At 75.5% G+C, this 15,909-nt stretch carries 13 protein-coding genes; 6 read left to right on the forward strand and 7 right to left on the reverse strand.

Features of this window, described 5'->3' with window-relative positions:
* Positions 1-35: 35 nt before the first annotated feature.
* Complete coding sequence (gene pknB / locus HNR08_RS20830; RefSeq protein ID WP_146840705.1) at positions 36-2,018, forward strand: Stk1 family PASTA domain-containing Ser/Thr kinase; 1,983 nt, start codon at positions 36-38, stop codon at positions 2,016-2,018.
* 84 nt (positions 2,019-2,102) lie between these two features.
* Here pknB and HNR08_RS20835 read toward each other — a convergent pair whose 3' ends face one another.
* The 3 genes from HNR08_RS20835 to HNR08_RS20845 form a co-directional block, all read right to left on the reverse strand.
* Entirely contained in the window at positions 2,103-3,455 is a 1,353-nt protein-coding gene (locus tag HNR08_RS20835; protein ID WP_146840706.1) for a class II 3-deoxy-7-phosphoheptulonate synthase, read from the reverse strand.
* Positions 3,455-4,675 (reverse strand): pyrophosphate--fructose-6-phosphate 1-phosphotransferase, encoded by a 1,221-nt coding sequence (locus HNR08_RS20840; RefSeq protein ID WP_146840707.1) that lies wholly within the window; start codon positions 4,673-4,675, stop codon positions 3,455-3,457. Before HNR08_RS20840 ends, HNR08_RS20835 begins: the two co-directional genes overlap by 1 nt.
* 134 nt (positions 4,676-4,809) lie before the next feature.
* Entirely contained in the window at positions 4,810-5,586 is a 777-nt protein-coding gene (locus HNR08_RS20845) for a lysophospholipid acyltransferase family protein (protein WP_146840711.1), read from the reverse strand.
* An 86-nt stretch (positions 5,587-5,672) separates the two neighbouring features.
* On the opposite strand from HNR08_RS20845, the gene HNR08_RS20850 reads away from it, so the two are divergent.
* A complete protein-coding gene (locus tag HNR08_RS20850; protein ID WP_146840708.1) occupies positions 5,673-6,308 on the forward strand; it encodes a hypothetical protein in 636 nt (211 codons plus the stop codon).
* Positions 6,309-6,352: 44 nt separating this feature from the next.
* Here HNR08_RS20850 and HNR08_RS20855 read toward each other — a convergent pair whose 3' ends face one another.
* On the reverse strand, positions 6,353-7,297 hold the full coding sequence (locus HNR08_RS20855; protein ID WP_146840709.1) for an ROK family glucokinase: 945 nt from the start codon (positions 7,295-7,297) through the stop codon (positions 6,353-6,355).
* A 291-nt stretch (positions 7,298-7,588) separates the two neighbouring features.
* Between HNR08_RS20855 and HNR08_RS20860 the strand changes: the two genes are divergently transcribed.
* Complete coding sequence (locus HNR08_RS20860) at positions 7,589-9,400, forward strand: AMP-dependent synthetase/ligase (protein WP_146840710.1); 1,812 nt, start codon at positions 7,589-7,591, stop codon at positions 9,398-9,400.
* Positions 9,401-9,573: 173 nt separating this feature from the next.
* Positions 9,574-10,569: an IS481 family transposase gene (locus HNR08_RS20865; RefSeq protein WP_183835256.1), complete on the forward strand. Its 996-nt coding sequence runs from the start codon at positions 9,574-9,576 to the stop codon at positions 10,567-10,569.
* Here the strand turns inward: HNR08_RS20865 and HNR08_RS22500 are convergent.
* Entirely contained in the window at positions 10,566-11,852 is a 1,287-nt protein-coding gene (locus HNR08_RS22500) for an NYN domain-containing protein (protein ID WP_146840145.1), read from the reverse strand. The genes HNR08_RS20865 and HNR08_RS22500 overlap by 4 nt on opposite strands.
* 68 nt (positions 11,853-11,920) lie before the next feature.
* On the opposite strand from HNR08_RS22500, the gene HNR08_RS20875 reads away from it, so the two are divergent.
* On the forward strand, positions 11,921-13,810 hold the full coding sequence (locus HNR08_RS20875) for a DEDD exonuclease domain-containing protein (protein WP_146840147.1): 1,890 nt from the start codon (positions 11,921-11,923) through the stop codon (positions 13,808-13,810).
* 7 nt (positions 13,811-13,817) lie between these two features.
* On the forward strand, positions 13,818-14,099 hold the full coding sequence (locus tag HNR08_RS20880) for an Lrp/AsnC family transcriptional regulator (RefSeq protein WP_146840149.1): 282 nt from the start codon (positions 13,818-13,820) through the stop codon (positions 14,097-14,099).
* A 220-nt stretch (positions 14,100-14,319) separates the two neighbouring features.
* Here HNR08_RS20880 and trpD read toward each other — a convergent pair whose 3' ends face one another.
* Entirely contained in the window at positions 14,320-15,369 is a 1,050-nt protein-coding gene (gene trpD / locus HNR08_RS20885; RefSeq protein WP_146840151.1) for an anthranilate phosphoribosyltransferase, read from the reverse strand.
* Positions 15,366-15,806, reverse strand: coding sequence for a response regulator transcription factor (locus tag HNR08_RS20890; RefSeq protein WP_146840153.1), 441 nt, complete (start codon positions 15,804-15,806; stop codon positions 15,366-15,368). Before HNR08_RS20890 ends, trpD begins: the two co-directional genes overlap by 4 nt.
* Positions 15,807-15,909: the final 103 nt, after the last annotated feature.

Consider the following 15,909-nt stretch of genomic DNA (forward strand, 5'->3'; position numbering starts at 1 on the left):
GGGCTCCCCCACCCCGCGCCCGTAGACTTCCGCCCGTGGGAGCAACCGTCACCGATCCGCTCGTCGGCCAGCTGGTCGACGGGCGCTACGAGGTCGTGTCGCGCATCGCGCGCGGCGGCATGGCCACGGTGTACCTCGCGGTGGACCGGCGCCTGGACCGGGACGTCGCGCTCAAGGTCATGCACCCGCACCTCGCCGAGGGCGCCGCGGGCGCGGACTTCGTGGCGCGGTTCCGGCGGGAGGCGCGGGCGGCCGCACGGCTGACGCACCCGGGGCTCGTCGGCGTCTACGACCAGGGCGTCGACGGCGAGACCTCCTACCTCACGATGGAGTACGTCGACGGCGTGAACCTGCGCCGGCACCTCGCCGAGCGCGGGTCCCTCACCGTCGGCGAGGCGCTCGACGTGGCCGAGCGGGTGCTGGACGCGCTCGCCGCCGCGCACCGCGCCGGCCTGGTGCACCGGGACGTCAAGCCCGAGAACGTGCTGCTGGCGTCGGACGGCCGGATCAAGGTCGCGGACTTCGGGCTGGCCCGGGCGGTCACCGAGGTCACCTCGACGACGACCGGCACGGTGTTCGGCACGGTCGCCTACCTCGCGCCGGAGCTCGTGGTGCACGGGACCAGCGACGCCCGGACCGACGTGTACGCCGCGGGCGTGCTGCTGTACGAGATGCTCACCGGCGCCCAGCCGTTCACCGGCGAGACGCCCATCCAGATCGCGTTCCAGCACGTGAACTCCGACGTGCCCGCGCCGTCCGACGCCGCGTCCTGGCTGCCGGTCGAGGTGGACGAGCTCGTCGCCGCCCTTGCCGCGCGCGAGCCCGACGACCGGCCCGCCGACGCCGCCGCCGCGCTCGCCCTGCTCCGGCGGACCCGCACCGCCCTGGACCCCGCCACACTGGCGCGCCGCGCGGACGTGGCGCCCGCCGTCGCGCTCCCCCAGGCCACCGACCCCGACGACGCCCCCGCGGCCGCGGCACCCGGGGACGAGGACCCGGCACCCGCCGACGCCACCACCCGGATCGAGGCGCCCGGCCGCACCGTGGCGCTGCCCATCGGCGTCGTCACCGCGTCCGCTCCCGGCACACCGGTACCCGCCCGGCGGTCCCGCCGGCGGCGCTGGTGGGTGCTCGCCGCCGTCCTGCTCGTCGGCCTGGTCGGCGGCGGGGCGTGGTGGTACACCCAGGTCGGCCCGGGCGCCTACACGACGGTGCCGGAGGTCTCCGGCCTCACGCAGGACGCCGCCGTGGCGGCGCTCGAGGACGAGGGGCTGACCGCGGACCCCGCGGAGCAGTTCCACGACACGGTCGTCGCGGGCACGGTCATCTCCGCCGACCCCGGCGACGGCGACCGGGTCCGCAAGGACGGGACGGTCACGCTCCACGTCTCGCGCGGGCCGGACTTCGTCGAGGTGCCCGCGGACCTGGTGAAGACGATGCAGGACGAGGCCGCCGCGGTGCTGGACTCGATCGGCGTCGAGTCGGTCGTCGCCGAGGGTGACCACTACGACGACGTCGCGGCGATCGGCGAGGTCCTCGCGGCGACGGACAAGGCCGGCAACCCTGTGGGCGCCGGGTCCCAGGTGGTGCGCGGGTCCACGGTGACCCTGACGCTGTCCGACGGGCCCGAGCCCGTGACGATCGTGTCGGTGACCCGGGCGACGCTCGAGGAGGCGACCGCGACCCTGGACGGTCTGGGGCTGAAGGTGGCCGTCGTGGAGGCGTTCAGCGACGACCTCGAGGCCGGCCTGGTCATCTCGCAGGACCCCGTGGGCGGCACCCCCGGGCACCGGACGGACACCGTCACCCTGACCGTGTCCAAGGGCCCGGAGACCGTCGAGATGCCGAACCTCCGCGGGAAGCAGTACGACGAGGCGGCTGCCGCCCTGGAGGCGCTGGGCCTCAAGGCCGAGCGGCAGAACGTCCTCGGCGGCATCTTCGGCACCGTGCGCGACCAGAGCGTCGTCGCCGGCGAGGCCGTGCCGAAGGGCACCACGGTCCGCCTCACGGTGGTCTGACCCGCACACCGCCCGGACGCCACGGCGCCCGCCTCCCGCGAGGGGAGACGGGCGCCGTCGTGCGTGCGGGCCCGGCCGCCGCGCTCAGCTCCGGCGGAGCAGCTCCACCACCTGGAACGCGAGCTCCAGCGACTGCTGGTGGTTCAGCCGCGGGTCGACGAGCGTCTCGTACCGGCGGGCCAGCCCGGCGTCGTCGATCTCCTCCGCGCCGCCGAGCACCTCGGTGACGTCGTCCCCGGTGAGCTCGATGTGCAGCCCGCCCGGCACGGTGCCGAGCGCGCGGTGCACCTCGAAGAACCCGGCGACCTCGTCCATGACGTCGGAGAACCGGCGGGTCTTGTACCCGGACGCCGAGGTGATGCCGTTGCCGTGCATCGGGTCGCACACCCACGTGACGGGGCGGCCGTCGGCCGTGACCTTCTCGACCAGCGTCGGCAGCAGGTCGCGGATCTTGCTCGCCCCCATGCGGGTGATGAACGTGATCCGGCCGGCCTCGGCGCTGGGGTTGAGCTTGTCGATCAGCCGCAGCGCGTCGTCCGCCGTCGAGGTCGGGCCGAGCTTGATGCCGAGGGGGTTGTGCACGCGGGAGAAGTAGTCCACGTGCGCCCCGTCGAGCTGCCGCGTGCGCTCCCCGATCCACAGGAAGTGCGCCGAGCAGTCGTACGGCAGGCCGGTCCGCGAGTCGATCCGGGTGAGGGGCCGCTCGTAGTCGAGCAGCAGCCCCTCGTGGCTCGAGTAGAAGTCCACGGTCCGCAGGGCGTCGAAGTCCGCCCCGCACGCGGCCATGAACCGGATCGCGCGGTCGATCTCCGCGGCGATCTCCTCGTACCGGGCGTACGCCGGGTTGGCGGTGAAGCCCCGGTTCCACTCGTGCACCCGCAGCAGCGACGCGAAGCCCCCGGTGGTGAACGCGCGGATGAGGTTCAGCGTCGACGCGGACGTGTGGTAGGCGTCGAGCAGCCGCTCCGGGTCCGGCGTGCGGGCCTCGGGGGTGAACTCGAAGCCGTTGATGATGTCGCCCCGGAACGCGGGCAGCGTGACGCCGTCCCGGGTCTCGGTCTCGGACGAGCGCGGCTTGGCGTACTGCCCCGCCATCCGGCCCATCTTGATGACCGGCAGGCTGGCGCCGTACGTGAGCACGACGGCCATCTGCAGGACGGTCATGATCTTGCCGCGGATGTTGTCGGCCGTGGCCTCCGCGAACGTCTCGGCGCAGTCGCCGCCCTGCAGCAGGAACGCCTCGCCCCGGCCGGCGGCCGCGAGCTGGCCGCGCAGCGCGTCGGCCTCCCCCGCGAACACGAGCGGGGGCAGGCCGGCCAGCCGGGCGCCGACGCGGGCGAGGGCGTCCGCGTCGGGCCAGGCGGGCTGCTGCGTGACGGGCAGGGTCCGCCAGTGCTCCAGGCCCTGGAGCACCGTCGGGTCGGCCTCGACGCTCATCAGTGGGCCGCTGCGGGCACCAGGGGCTGCCCGATGCCCTTCAGGAGCGCGCCGAACCACGGCTGCGAGACGTCGAACGCCTTGCCGCCGGCGATCCGCGGGAACGCGATGGCCTTGAGGCGGTCGCCGTCCTCCTCGTCGTGGCCGATGACGCCGGCCTCGCCGCGCAGGGCGCACTCGACGGCCAGGTCGGTCATCGACTTGATGAGGCGCAGGTCCTCGGCGTTCGCGGCCGCGGCGCGCGAGTAGTAGCCGGACTTCTGGACCATGACCTTCTCGGCGCCGAGCTTCTCCGCGAACTGCTTCGCGAACCACTGGCCCGGGTTGATCGTGTCGAGCTTGACGTGGCCGAACGGGTCGCGCGGCACCTCGGCGCCGGACGCCTCGAGCTGCTCGACGATCTCGTGCATGCCCGCGCCCTCGGACAGGAAGATGTTGACGTTGCCCTGCTCGTCCATGATCGCCTTGAGGCGCGCGGCCTCGGCGTCGATGTCGATGGCGAGCTCGGGCAGGAACACGGCGTGGATGTCCCAGCGCTCGCGCGTCAGGCCGAGGGCCGGGGCCCACTCCTGGGCGTCGAGCCACTTGCGGTACTCCGAGGCGGCGGCGGCGGTCAGCCACCCGCAGTGCCGACCCATGACCTCGTGCACGATGAGCATGCGCGGGCCGGAGCGGTGCTCGCCGATGACGTTCGCGGCGAAGCCGGCGGCCTCCTCGGCGGCGGTCCAGGCGCCCAGCGACTGCTTGATCGGCACCACGTCGTTGTCGATGGTCTTCGGCAGGCCGACGACGGTCAGGCCGTAGTCGTTCTCCGCCAGGTACGCGGCGAGGTCGGCCGCGGTGGTGTTGGTGTCGTCGCCGCCGATGGTGTGCAGCACGTCGACGCCGTCGGCCTTGAGCTGGTCGGCCGCGACCTGCAGCGGGTCCTGGCCCTCGGCGACCAGCCCGCGCTTGACGCAGTCCGCCGCGTTGGTGAGCTTGACGCGGGAGTTGCCGATCGGCGAGCCGCCGAACCGGTGCAGGATGCCGGCCTGGGCGCGCGCCTCGGGGCCGATGACGATCTTGTCCCCGCGGAGCAGCCCGTAGTAGCCGTGCTCGTACGCGATGATCTCCACCTCGGGGGCGATCTCGGTGTACCGCTCGATGAGGCCACCGACGGCCGAGGACAGGCACGGAGCGAAGCCACCCGCGGTCAGGAGCGCGACGCGACGAACCGACATGAGACACACCTCTCGTTGATCAGCACGGCTGGGGGTCCCCAGCCCGCGCGCCACTGAACGCGACGCACGAGACCCGGAACCAGGACCGAGGTCCGGGGTGCCGCCGCGCACCGGGCGCGGCGGACGGGCTCATCCTACTGAGCCGGGGCGTCCTCCTCCGGCGGGACCGGAGGCTGGACATCGGGCACGGCGCGGCCGCCCGGGGCGGTGGGCTCCGGGGCGCTCGGGCCGGTGGCCGCCGGGTGCCCGGTGGCGATGCGCGCCTTCTGCGTGGCGGCGTAGATGTCGACGTACTCCTGGCCGGACAGGCTCATGAGGGAGTACATGATCTCGTCGGTGACCGAGCGCAGGATGAACCGGTCGTTCTCCATGCCCTGGTACCGGCTGAAGTCGAGCGGCTCGCCGATGACGACGCCGATCCGGCGCGGGCGCGGCAGGCGCTGGCCGAGCGGCTGGGCCTTGTCGGTGTCCACCATCGCGACGGGGATGACCGGGGCGCCGGACTCGAGCGCCAGGCGGGCCACGCCGGTCTTGCCGCGGTAGAGCCGGCCGTCGGGGCTGCGGGTGCCCTCCGGGTAGATGCCGAAGAGCTTGCCCTCCTCCAGCCGGTTGAGGCCGGTGCGCAGCGCCGCCTCGGACGCCTTGCCGCCGGAGCGGTCGACCGGGATGGTGCCGACGCCGCGCATGAAGCCCGCGGTGAGCCGGCCCTTGAGGCCGCGGCCGGTGAAGTACTCGTTCTTGCCGATGAAGACGATCTCGCGGTCCAGCACCAGGGGCAGGAAGAACGAGTCGATCACGGCCAGGTGGTTGCTGGCGAGGATCGCCGCGCCGCTGCTCGGCACGTGCTCGGCCCCGCGCACCCAGGGGCGGAACAGCAGGTGCAGCAGCGGGCCGATCAGCACCCGCTTCATCAACCAGTAGAACAACCTGCCACCTCTCGCCCTCGTCACCGCGGGACTCCCGCGCCCCTCGGTCCGACCGACTCTAGAGTGCTGCCATGGCCCCGCGTCCCGACCGACCCGCCGACGACTCGTCCCCGGACGGCGACGAGCGCGACGAGGCGCGCGCTCCCGGGCCCTCCGGGCCCCCGGTCTCCGACGAGCAGTGGGCCGCGATCGTCGCGGAGCTGCAGGGCGGGCCGGACCCGGCGGACGGGACCGAGACCTCCGGCGCCGCAGGCCAGGACGACCCGCGGACGTCGTCCGGTCCCGCCGTAACCTACCCCGTCGCGCCGTGGGTCAACGACCGGCGGGTCGTGCGGCCCGCCCGGCCGGGGTCCGGCGACGACGCGCCGGACGCACCGGAGGTCCCCCGCGAGCTCTCCGGGCGCGACTGGGACGCCACCGACCAGATCGACGACGCCGAGCGGCGGGTCGACGAGGCGGAGCACTTCCAGCCGCCGGACCCGGGCCCCGTGCTCGGCGGCGACCCGCTGCTGACGATGGCGTGGTTCGCCGTGGGCGGCATGCCGGTGCTGTGGCTGGTCGTGCTGATCGCGTGGCGGGACGCGCCGCCGGCGCTCCTGCAGGCGTCCGTGGCGGTGTTCCTGCTGGGCCTCGTCGTGCTGCTGTGGCGGATGCCCCACCGGCGGGGCGAGGGCGGCGACGACGACTCGGACGGCGCGGTCGTCTGAGACCGGCCGCCCGAGCCGCGGGGTGCGTCGCGGGCGGGGTGCCGTCAGCGGCGGGCGAGGTCGGCCGCGCCGACGATGCCCGCGTCGTTGCCCATCGAGGCGAGGGCGAAGGTGGCCTCGGGCCGGTGCCCGCGCGCCGAGAGCTGGTCGAGGAACGCGTTGCGCGCCGGGGCGAGCAGCAGGTCGCCGGCCGCGCTGACGCCGCCGCCGATGACGACGATCGCCGGGTCGAGCAGGGCCGCGACGGACGCGGAGCCCTCCCCGATCCACCGGCCGAGCTCGGCCAGCAGCTCGACGGCGAGCGGGTCGCCCTCCTGCGCGGCCTGGGTGACCTGCGGGCCGGTCAGCTCGTCGGCGTCGCCGCCCGCGAGCTCCAGCAGGCGCATGCCGCGCTCCGGCTGCGTGATGAGCGCCGCCTGGGCGTCGCGCACCAGGGCGCTGCCCGAGGCGTACTGCTCCCAGCAGCCCTCGTGCCCGCAGTCGCAGTAGTGGCCGCCGGGGACGACGCGCATGTGGCCGACCTCGGCCGCCACGCCCCAGGCGCCGCGGATGAGGTTGCCGCCGACGACGAGCGCCCCGCCGAGGCCGGTGCCGATGGTGAGCAGCAGCATGTCCTGCACGTCGCGGGCCGCGCCGAACGCGAACTCGGCCCAGCCGGCGGCGTTGGCGTCGTTCTCGACGACGATCTGCACGTCCTCGCCGAGCTCCTTGGCGACGATGTCGCGCAGCGGGTGCTCGCGCCACGGCAGGTTCGGGGTGAACAGCACCGTGGTCTGGTCCGCGGCGATGAAGCCGGGGGCGGCGAGGCCGATGGCGCCGACGTCGTGCTTCTCGGCGAGCTCCTGGCACGCCTCGATCACGCCGCGGTCGACGCTCGCGGAGTCGCGGGGGTCGGTGTCGCGCCGGGTCTTGGCGATGATCCGGCCGTCCTCGTCGACCACACCGGCGGCGATCTTCGTCCCGCCGATGTCCACACCGATGGCGTGCATCTCTCCCCGCTTCCGCGTCGTGGTTGTGCGTCTCGCACGATGGCGCACCGGCGCTGCGACCGGTACCACCCGGCCGGACCGACCGCTGCGGCGCCGGTTCGGCGGCAGCGTCGCGCGCGTGTGCGACCCCACGCTAGCGCGCGTTCCGGACAAACCCTGCACGCGCTCCCACACCGGTGCGGCGGACCCCGCGCGCTCGGACGGGTGACCGGCGCGCCGGACCCCTGCGACTAGGACGAAAGTCCCTTATGCTGCCGACACCTTCCGACCTCTGACAATGGAGCCAGGATCATGGAGGAGTTCAGCACCCCCCTGCTCGTCGACGCAGGTCCGCGGGAGAACCTGCTCGACCTGCTGTCCGCCCGCGTGGCCGAGACCGGCGACGGCCCGCTCATCGAGTACAAGACGCCCGGCGGCGGCACGACGTGGCACACCGTCAGCGCCCGCGCGTTCGACCGCCGTGTCCGCGACGTCGCCCGCGGCTTCGTGGCCGCCGGCGTGGCGCCCGGCGACCGGGTCGGGATCATGTCGCGGACCCGGTACGAGTGGACGCTGCTCGACTGGGCCCTGTGGAGCGCCGGCGCCGTCCCCGTGCCCGTCTACGAGACCTCGTCCGCCGAGCAGGTGCACTGGATCCTCACGGACGCCGCCGTCACCCTGCTGGTGGTCGAGTCGGCCGAGCACGCCGCCACCGTCGCGGAGGTGCGCCCCGAGGCGCCGCTGCTGCGCGAGGTGCTCGTCATCGACGAGGGCGCCGTGGACCGGCTCGCCGCCGCGGGCGCCGACGTCCCCGACGCGGAGATCGACCGCCGGCGGCGCCTCGCGGGCCGGGACGACCTGGCGACGCTCATCTACACGTCCGGCACCACCGGGCGGCCGAAGGGCGTCGAGCTCACGCACGGCAACTTCTCGGTCCTCGCGCGCAACGCGGTCGAGGGCCTGCACGAGGTCGTCGCGACCCCCGGGTCCCGGACGCTGCTGTTCATGCCGCTCGCGCACGTGTTCGCGCGGTTCGTCGAGGTGCTGTGCATGCCCGCCGGGTCCGTCCTCGGGCACACGCCGGACACCAAGCAGCTGCTGCAGGACCTCGGCGAGTTCCGGCCGACGTTCATCCTGTCGGTGCCACGGGTGTTCGAGAAGGTCTACAACTCGGCCGAGCAGAAGGCCGCCGCGAGCGGGAAGCGCCGCATCTTCCAGTGGGCGGCGCGGACCGCCATCGCGTACTCGCGGGCGCTGGACGACGGCCGTCCCGGGCTGGGGCTGCGGGTGCAGCACGCCGTGGCCGACAAGCTGGTGTTCCACAAGCTGCGGGACGCCATGGGCGGGCGCGTCGAGTGGGCGATCTCCGGCGGGGCCCCGCTGGGCGAGCGGCTCGGGCACTTCTTCCGCGGCATCGGCGTGCGGGTGCTGGAGGGCTACGGCCTGACCGAGACCACCGCGCCGGCCACGGTGAACCTGCCCGGCAAGACGCGGATCGGCACCGTCGGCCCCCCGCTGCCGGGCACGTCGGTGCGGATCGCCGCGGACGGCGAGGTCGAGGTCCGCGGGCCGCAGGTGTTCCGGAGGTACCACGGCAACCCCGTCGCGACCGAGGAGGCCTTCGACGACGGCTGGTTCCGCACCGGGGACCTCGGGTCGCTCGACGCGGACGGCTACCTGCGGATCACCGGGCGCAAGAAGGAGATCATCGTCACCGCGGGCGGCAAGAACGTCGCGCCCGCCGTGCTGGAGGACCGGCTGCGCGCGCACCCGCTGATCAGCCAGGTGGTCGTCGTCGGCGACGGCCGGCCGTTCATCGGGGCGCTCGTCACGCTCGACGCCGAGGGCCTGCCCGGCTGGTGCGCGGCGCACGGGCGGGAGCCGCTGACCGTCGCGGAGGCGGCGCGCGACCCCGAGGTGCTCGCGTCGATCGACCAGGGCGTCGAGCGGGCGAACCGCGCGGTGTCCCGGGCCGAGTCCATCCGCCGGTACCGGATCCTCGAGCGCGACCTGACGATCGCCAGCGGGCACCTCACGCCCAAGCTCAGCGTCCGGCGCACGCACGTGCTGAAGGACTACGCCACGGACGTCGAGGCGATCTACTCCGGGGACCAGGCGGGCTGACGGGGCGCGCGAGCGGCGGCCGGCGCGGGGGCGTGCCGGCCGCCGCTCGCCGTGCCTAGATGTGATGTCCAGGGAGGTTGTCCCGCTTGGCGGCGGTGAGTCGGCCTGACAGGTGAAGGCCCCCAGTTGTGAAGTGGAGCTGTCGAGAACCGCTTCACACCCTGGAGGCCTTCGTGTCCCACGCTAACGCGACGCTGACTCCCAAGACCCGGCTCCGCTTGGCGCGCCTGGTCGTCGAGCAGGGCTGGACCTGCTCGAGCGCGGCGAAGATGTTCATGGTCAGTCCTCGAACCGCAGCGAAGTGGGCCGCTCGCTACCGGGCCGAGGGGCCAGCGGGGATGAGTGACCGCAGCTGCCGCCCGCACCGCAGTCCGAGCAGGACGCCCGAGCGCGTCAAGCGTCAGATCGTGGCGCTGCGCTGGCGTCACCGGCTCGGCCCGGTCCAGATCGCCGGTCGCCTGGGCATGCCGGCGTCCACGGTCCACGCGGTCCTGGTCCGCTGCCGGATCAACCGGCTGTCTCGGATCGACCGGGTCACCGGCGAGCCGCTGCGCCGCTACGAGCACGACCACCCCGGCGCGTTGATCCACGTCGATGTGACCAAGTTCGGCAACATCCCCGACGGCGGCGGCTGGCGCTATGTCGGCAAGCAGCAAGGTGACAAGAACAAGGCCGCCACCGCGGTGCGCACCGGCCGCACCAGCAAGGGCCACCCGAACATCGGCACCGCGTTCCTGCACACCGTGATCGATGACCACTCCCGCGTCGCCTACATCGAGATCCACGCCGACGAGAAGGCAACGACCGCGATCGGGGTCCTGCAACGCGCCACGGCCTGGTTCGCCGACCACGGCGTGATCGTCGAGCGCGTCCTGTCCGACAATGGCTCGGCCTACATGTCCCACGCCTGGCGCGAGGGCTGCGCAGACCTCGGGATCACCGCCAAGCGCACCCGCCCCTACCGGCCCCAGACCAACGGCAAGATCGAACGCTTCCACCGCACCCTGGCCGACGGGTGGGCCTACGCCCGGTTCTACGGCTCAGAAGACCAGCGCCGCGCGGCCCTTCCCGGCTGGCTGCACTTCTACAATCACCACCGCGCCCACTCCGCCATCGGCGGCCGGCCACCGATCACCCGACTGACCAACCTCCCTGGACATCACACCTAGACGCGCCCGAGCCGGCCGATCAGCGTGGCCGACGGCAGCACGCGCGCGCCCGCGGCCTCGAGGTCCGTGCCCAGCGCCCGGTCGCTGGTGACGGCCACCACGACCCGGCCCGCGGGCTCGGCGCGCACCAGCCGGCGCAGCAGGTCGTCCGCGATCTCCCCCTGCGAGAACAGCACCCGCACCCCACGCGGTGCCGAGGGGGCGCGCTCGGCGGGCGGGGCGTCCCGGCCGTCGAAGCAGCACGTCACCTCGGCCCCCGTGCGCCCGGCGAGGTTCGCCAGCCGCTCGGTCAGGCGCCGGCGCTGCTCGGCGAGCGTCTGGTCCGGCCACGCGAGCTTCGACGCGTTGTAGCCGTCGACCAGCAGGTGCGCGCGCGGCATCGCCAGCAGCTCGTCCAGCAGGGCCGGGTCGTCGGCGGACCGGCCGCGCGACGTCCCGCGGGGTCCGGCGCCGGGGCCCGGCGCCGGGGCGACCAGGTCGGCGGGCATCCGGCCCGCGGGCGGCAGCGCCAGCTCCTCGCGCAAGGCCGAGCCCGCCTCGACCAGCGTGTCGAGCAGCAGGCGCACCCGGACCTCGGCGAGTTCCCGGAGCACCGCGGCGTCCTGGCGGGCCGTGCGGGCGAGGTCGTCGGCTCGGCGGCGGTCCTCGTCCGCGGCGGCGCGCACCCGGGCGGTCTCGGCGTGCACCCGCTCGGCGGCGGCGGCGACCTCCGCGGCGTGCTCCGCGGCGCGGCGGGCCTCCGCGCGGGCCCGGTCCGCGTCCGACCGCAGCCGGCGCAGCTCCTTGCGCAGCGCGGCGGCCTCGGCCTCGGCGGCGTCGGCGCGCTCGGACTCGGCGGCGAGGCGGGCGGCGAGGCGGTGCAGGCCGGCGGCGGGGTCCTCGGCGGGCGCGGCGGGCGCCTCCGGCCCGGCGTCCGGCTCGGGGGCCGGGGCGAGCGCGGCCAGCCGGTCCTGCCAGCCGTCCGGGCGGAGCAGCACCAGGCCGGCCGCGAGGTCGGGGCGCTCCCCCGTCGCGGCCGCGTCGCCGGTGCCGCCCGCGAGCACCTCGGCCGCGCCCTCGGGGTGCGCCTGCGACCACGCCCGGGCCACGCGCGCGCGGAACGCGTCGTCCCCCTCGACGGCCGCCCAGAGCGGCCCGGCGCCCGCCTCGGCCCGGCGGCGCGGGGCGAACCGGCGCACCGCCGCGAGTGGGGCCGGCACGGCGGCGGGGTCGAGCGCCCCGAGCACCTCCGCCGCCAGCCGGACCACGGCGGCGCGGGTGGCGGCGGGGACGGGGGCGGACATGCGCGCCACCCTACGGGGCGGACGCGGCCCCGGTCCGGGTGTCGGACCCCGCGGCTAGCGTGCCGGGCATGGCTCCACGGTCCCTCCCGCCGCGCGTCGACCTCGTGCACCCCGCCCCCGGGCGGCCCGTGCAGGTCACGCTCGACGACATCGGGACCCCGCTGTCCGACGTCACGTTCGTCGTCGTCGACCTGGAGACCACCGGCTCCGCCCCCGGCACGTCGGCCATCACCGAGATCGGCGCGGTCAAGGTGCGCGGCGGCGAGGTGCTCGGGGAGTTCCAGACGCTCGTGGACCCGGGCGGCCCGGTGCCCGCGCAGATCCAGGTGCTCACGGGCATCACCACGGCCATGGTGATCGGGGCGCCCCGCATCGAGGCGGTGCTCCCCGCGTTCCTCGAGTTCGCGCGCGGTGCCGTGCTCGTGGCGCACAACGCGCCGTTCGACGTCGGGTTCCTCAAGGCCGCCGCCGCCGCGACGGGGCACGCCTGGCCCGGCTTCGCGGTCGTGGACACCGTCCGGCTGGCCCGGCGGGTCGTCACCCGCGACGAGGCCCCCAACCACAAGCTCGGCACCCTGGCCGCCCTGTTCCACGCCACGACCGTCCCGGAGCACCGCGCGCTCGCCGACGCCCGCGCGACCGTCGACGTGCTGCACGCGCTGCTGAGCCGGCTCGCCCCGCTCGGCATCACGCACCTCGAGGACCTGGCGACCGCCGCCGACGCGGTGCCGGCCGACGTGCGGCGCAAGCGGCACCTGGCCGACGGCCTGCCCGACGCCCCGGGCGTGTACCTGTTCCGCGGGCCGCACGACGAGGTGCTGTACGTCGGCACGTCCACGTCGCTGCGCAAGCGGGTCCGCTCGTACTTCACGGCGGCCGAGAAGCGCTCCCGCATGCGGGAGATGGTCCGGATCGCCCAGGCCGTGACCCCCGTGGTGTGCGCGACCCCGCTCGAGGCGCAGGTGCGCGAGCTCCGGCTCATCGCCGAGCACTCCCCCCGGTACAACCGGCGGTCCCGCGCCCCCGAGCGGATGCCCTGGGTGCGGCTCACCGCCGAGGCGTACCCGCGGCTGTCCGTCGTCCGGGAGGTCCGCGACGACGCCACGCACATCGGGCCGTTCGCGTCCCAGGCCGCCGCGCAGGCCGCCGTCGAGGCGCTGCACGACGCGTTCGCGCTGCGCCGGTGCACCGCCCGGCTGCCGCTCGTGCCCGCCGCCGGGGCGAGCGCGTGCCACCTCGCCGAGATCGGCCGCTGCCCCGCGCCGTGCGTGCGGCCCGAGGCGGCCGCGGAGTACGCGGACGTGGTCGACCGGGTGCGGGCCGCCATGACCGCCGACCCGGCCGAGGTGGTGGACGCGCACGCCGCCCGGCTCGGCGCGCTCGCCCGCCAGGAGCGGTTCGAGGAGGCGGGCGGGGTCCGGGACCGGCTCGCGGCGTTCCTGCGCGGATCCGCCCGGTCGCAGCGCCTCGCCCCGCTCGCCGCGTGCGCCGAGCTCGTCGCCGCCCGGCGCACCGACGCCGGCGGGTGGGAGGTGGTGCTCGTGCGGCACGGGCGGCTCGCCGGCACCGCGCTCGTCCCGCCGCGCACCGACCCGTCCCCCGCGATCGACTCGCTGCGCGTCACCGGCGAGCACGTGCCGCCGCCCGTCGCGCCCGCGCCCGCCGGCCACCCGGAGGAGGCCGACCTCGTGCTCGCGTGGCTCGGGCGGCCCGGGGTGCGGATCGTCGGCGTCAGCACGCCGTGGGCGTACCCCGTGCGGTCCGCGCAGGCCCGCACCGACCCGGCGGCGGCCGTGGGCGCGCACGACGCGGGGTGGCGGACGGCCGCGGACGACGGGGACGCCGGCGGCGTCGCGGCGCGGGACGCGCGGTTCGAGGGAGCGGCGGCCGGGCGGGGCGGCCCGGGCGCCGCGGGTGCGGCGAGGGGTGCCGCCGGGGGTGCCGCCGGCGCGGCATGATGGCGCCATGCTGACCGCCATCGTGCTCATCGACACCGACGCCGCCCGCATCCCGGAGGTCGCCGCCGCCATCGCCGAGATCCCCGGCGTGAGCGAGGTGTACTCCGTCACCGGCGAGGTCGACCTCATCGCCATGGTCCGCGTCCGGGAGCACGAGGAGCTCGCCGACATCATCGCGGACCGGGTCAGCAAGGTGGACGGCGTGGTCCGCACGCAGACGTACATCGCCTTCCGGACGTACTCGCAGCACGACCTCGAGCAGGCCTTCGCCCTCGGCATCGAGGACTGACCCGCGGCCGCGCACGCGGCCGCGGCGCTGCCGTCCCGCCGCCGGGCCCACGCCCGCGCGTCGAGGTTGCAGGAACTGCGGGTCCCGGACCGGCGAAGGCAGCATGTGCTGCACTCTCGACGGCCGGTTCGGGGCGGTCTCGGCGGGTGCCTGCAGCGCGGGGCACGGGGTTCCCGGCGCGCCAGCGCGCGGGTCAGCCTGCGGCGCGCCAGCGCCCGCGTCAGCTCGCGGCGCGCCAGCGCGCCAGGACGTCCGCCGCCGAGCCCTCGTCCACCGAGCGCGCCGCGTGACCCAGGCCCGCGCGCAGGCGCGGGACCAGGCCGCCGCCGTCCGCGCCCGTGCCGGGCAGCGACCCGTCCGCCACCAGCGCGGCCGCGGCGTTGAGCAGCACCGTCTCGCGCGAGGCGACCGGCTCCCCCGCCAGCACGGCCCGGGCCACGCCCGCGTTGAACTCGGCGTCCGCGCCGCGCAGGTCCGCGACGGTGAGCCGGGTGAGGCCGAGGTCGGCGACGGGGTCGAGCACGTGCTCGGAGACCTCCCCGCCCGTGACGTGCCAGATGTGGGAGGTCCCGGTCGGCGCGAGCTCGTCCAGCCCGTCGTCGCCCCGGAACACCAGCGCCTCGGTGCCGCGGCGCGCGAGCACGCCGGCGACCAGCCCGGCCATCCGCGGGTCGGCGACCCCGATGGCCGCGGCCGCGGGCTGTGCGGGGTTGGTCAGCGGGCCGAGGAAGTTGAACACCGTCCCGATGCCGAGCTCGCGGCGCGCGACGGCCACGTGCCGCATCGCCGGGTGGAACGTGAGCGCGAAGCAGAAGGTGATGCCGACCTCGGAGGCCAGCGCGGCGACGCGCTCCACGCTCTGGTCGAGCCGGATGCCGAGGGCCTCCAGCACGTCCGCGGAGCCGGACGACGAGGACGCGGCCCGGTTGCCGTGCTTGACCACCCGGACGCCTGTGCCCGCGACGACGAGCGAGGCCATCGTGGACACGTTGACGGTGTGCGCCCGGTCGCCGCCGGTGCCGACGATGTCCACCGCGCGGCCCGGGACCTCGAACCGCAGGGCGTGCGCGAGCATCGTGTCCGCGAGGGCGGTGAGCTCGGTGACGGTCTCGCCCTTGGCGCGCAGCCCGACGAGGAACCCGGCGACCCGCGCCGGCGAGGCCTCGCCGGACATGATCTGGTCCATCGCCCAGGCGGTCTGCGCCTCGGACAGGTCCTGCCGGCCGACGAGCGTCGTCAGCAGGTCGGACCAGGTGACCGCCTCGGTCATGCCGCGGGGGCGCCGGAGAGCAGCCCGGCGACGGCGGCCTGCAGCTCGATGGGGTCGAGCGGCTGGGACACGACGGCGTCGGCGTCGGACCACGCGGCGAGCCAGGCGTCCTGCGGACGGCCGGTCAGCACGAGCACCGGCGGGCAGCCGAAGACCTCGTCCTTGACCTGCCGGGCGAGCGCCATGCCGCCGACCTTGGCGGCCTCGCCGTCGAACACGAACAGGTCGTACCCGCCGGCCTCCGCCTGCTCCAGCGCGGCGTGCGCCGTGGCGGCCTCGACCCACTCGATGTCCGGGGCGCCGCGCCCGAGCCGGCGGCCCACGCCGAGCCGCACCTGGGCGCGGGTGTCGACGTCGTCGCTGTAGAGCAGGATGCGCGGGCCCGGGGCGTCGGAGGCCCCGGCGGTGTCACCGGACGTGAGGCGGTCAGCGGCCATGATGGTCCTTCACTCGTGCGGGGGGTCGGGACGTGTCGCGCGCGTCCCTGCCCTGCATCTTGGCACGCCGACCCGCGCAGGCGGCGCCGACGCCCGCCGACGC

This window comes from Cellulomonas hominis, from assembly GCF_014201095.1.
GTDB classification, from domain to species: Bacteria; Actinomycetota; Actinomycetes; order Actinomycetales; family Cellulomonadaceae; genus Cellulomonas; species Cellulomonas hominis.

Excerpts from the sequence above, each read along its gene's own strand:
- HNR08_RS20835 (WP_146840706.1), bottom strand. The coding sequence starts at position 3,455 with ATGAGCGTCGAGGCCGACCCGACGGTGCTCCAGGGCCTGGAGCACTGG.
- HNR08_RS20840 (WP_146840707.1), bottom strand. The coding sequence starts at position 4,675 with ATGTCGGTTCGTCGCGTCGCGCTCCTGACCGCGGGTGGCTTCGCTCCG.
- HNR08_RS20845 (WP_146840711.1), bottom strand. The coding sequence starts at position 5,586 with ATGAAGCGGGTGCTGATCGGCCCGCTGCTGCACCTGCTGTTCCGCCCC.
- HNR08_RS20850 (WP_146840708.1), top strand. The coding sequence starts at position 5,673 with ATGGCCCCGCGTCCCGACCGACCCGCCGACGACTCGTCCCCGGACGGC.
- HNR08_RS20855 (WP_146840709.1), bottom strand. The coding sequence starts at position 7,297 with ATGCACGCCATCGGTGTGGACATCGGCGGGACGAAGATCGCCGCCGGT.
- HNR08_RS20860 (WP_146840710.1), top strand. The coding sequence starts at position 7,589 with ATGGAGGAGTTCAGCACCCCCCTGCTCGTCGACGCAGGTCCGCGGGAG.
- HNR08_RS22500 (WP_146840145.1), bottom strand. The coding sequence starts at position 11,852 with ATGTCCGCCCCCGTCCCCGCCGCCACCCGCGCCGCCGTGGTCCGGCTG.
- HNR08_RS20875 (WP_146840147.1), top strand. The coding sequence starts at position 11,921 with ATGGCTCCACGGTCCCTCCCGCCGCGCGTCGACCTCGTGCACCCCGCC.
- HNR08_RS20880 (WP_146840149.1), top strand. The coding sequence starts at position 13,818 with ATGCTGACCGCCATCGTGCTCATCGACACCGACGCCGCCCGCATCCCG.
- trpD (WP_146840151.1), bottom strand. The coding sequence starts at position 15,369 with ATGACCGAGGCGGTCACCTGGTCCGACCTGCTGACGACGCTCGTCGGC.
- HNR08_RS20890 (WP_146840153.1), bottom strand. The coding sequence starts at position 15,806 with ATGGCCGCTGACCGCCTCACGTCCGGTGACACCGCCGGGGCCTCCGAC.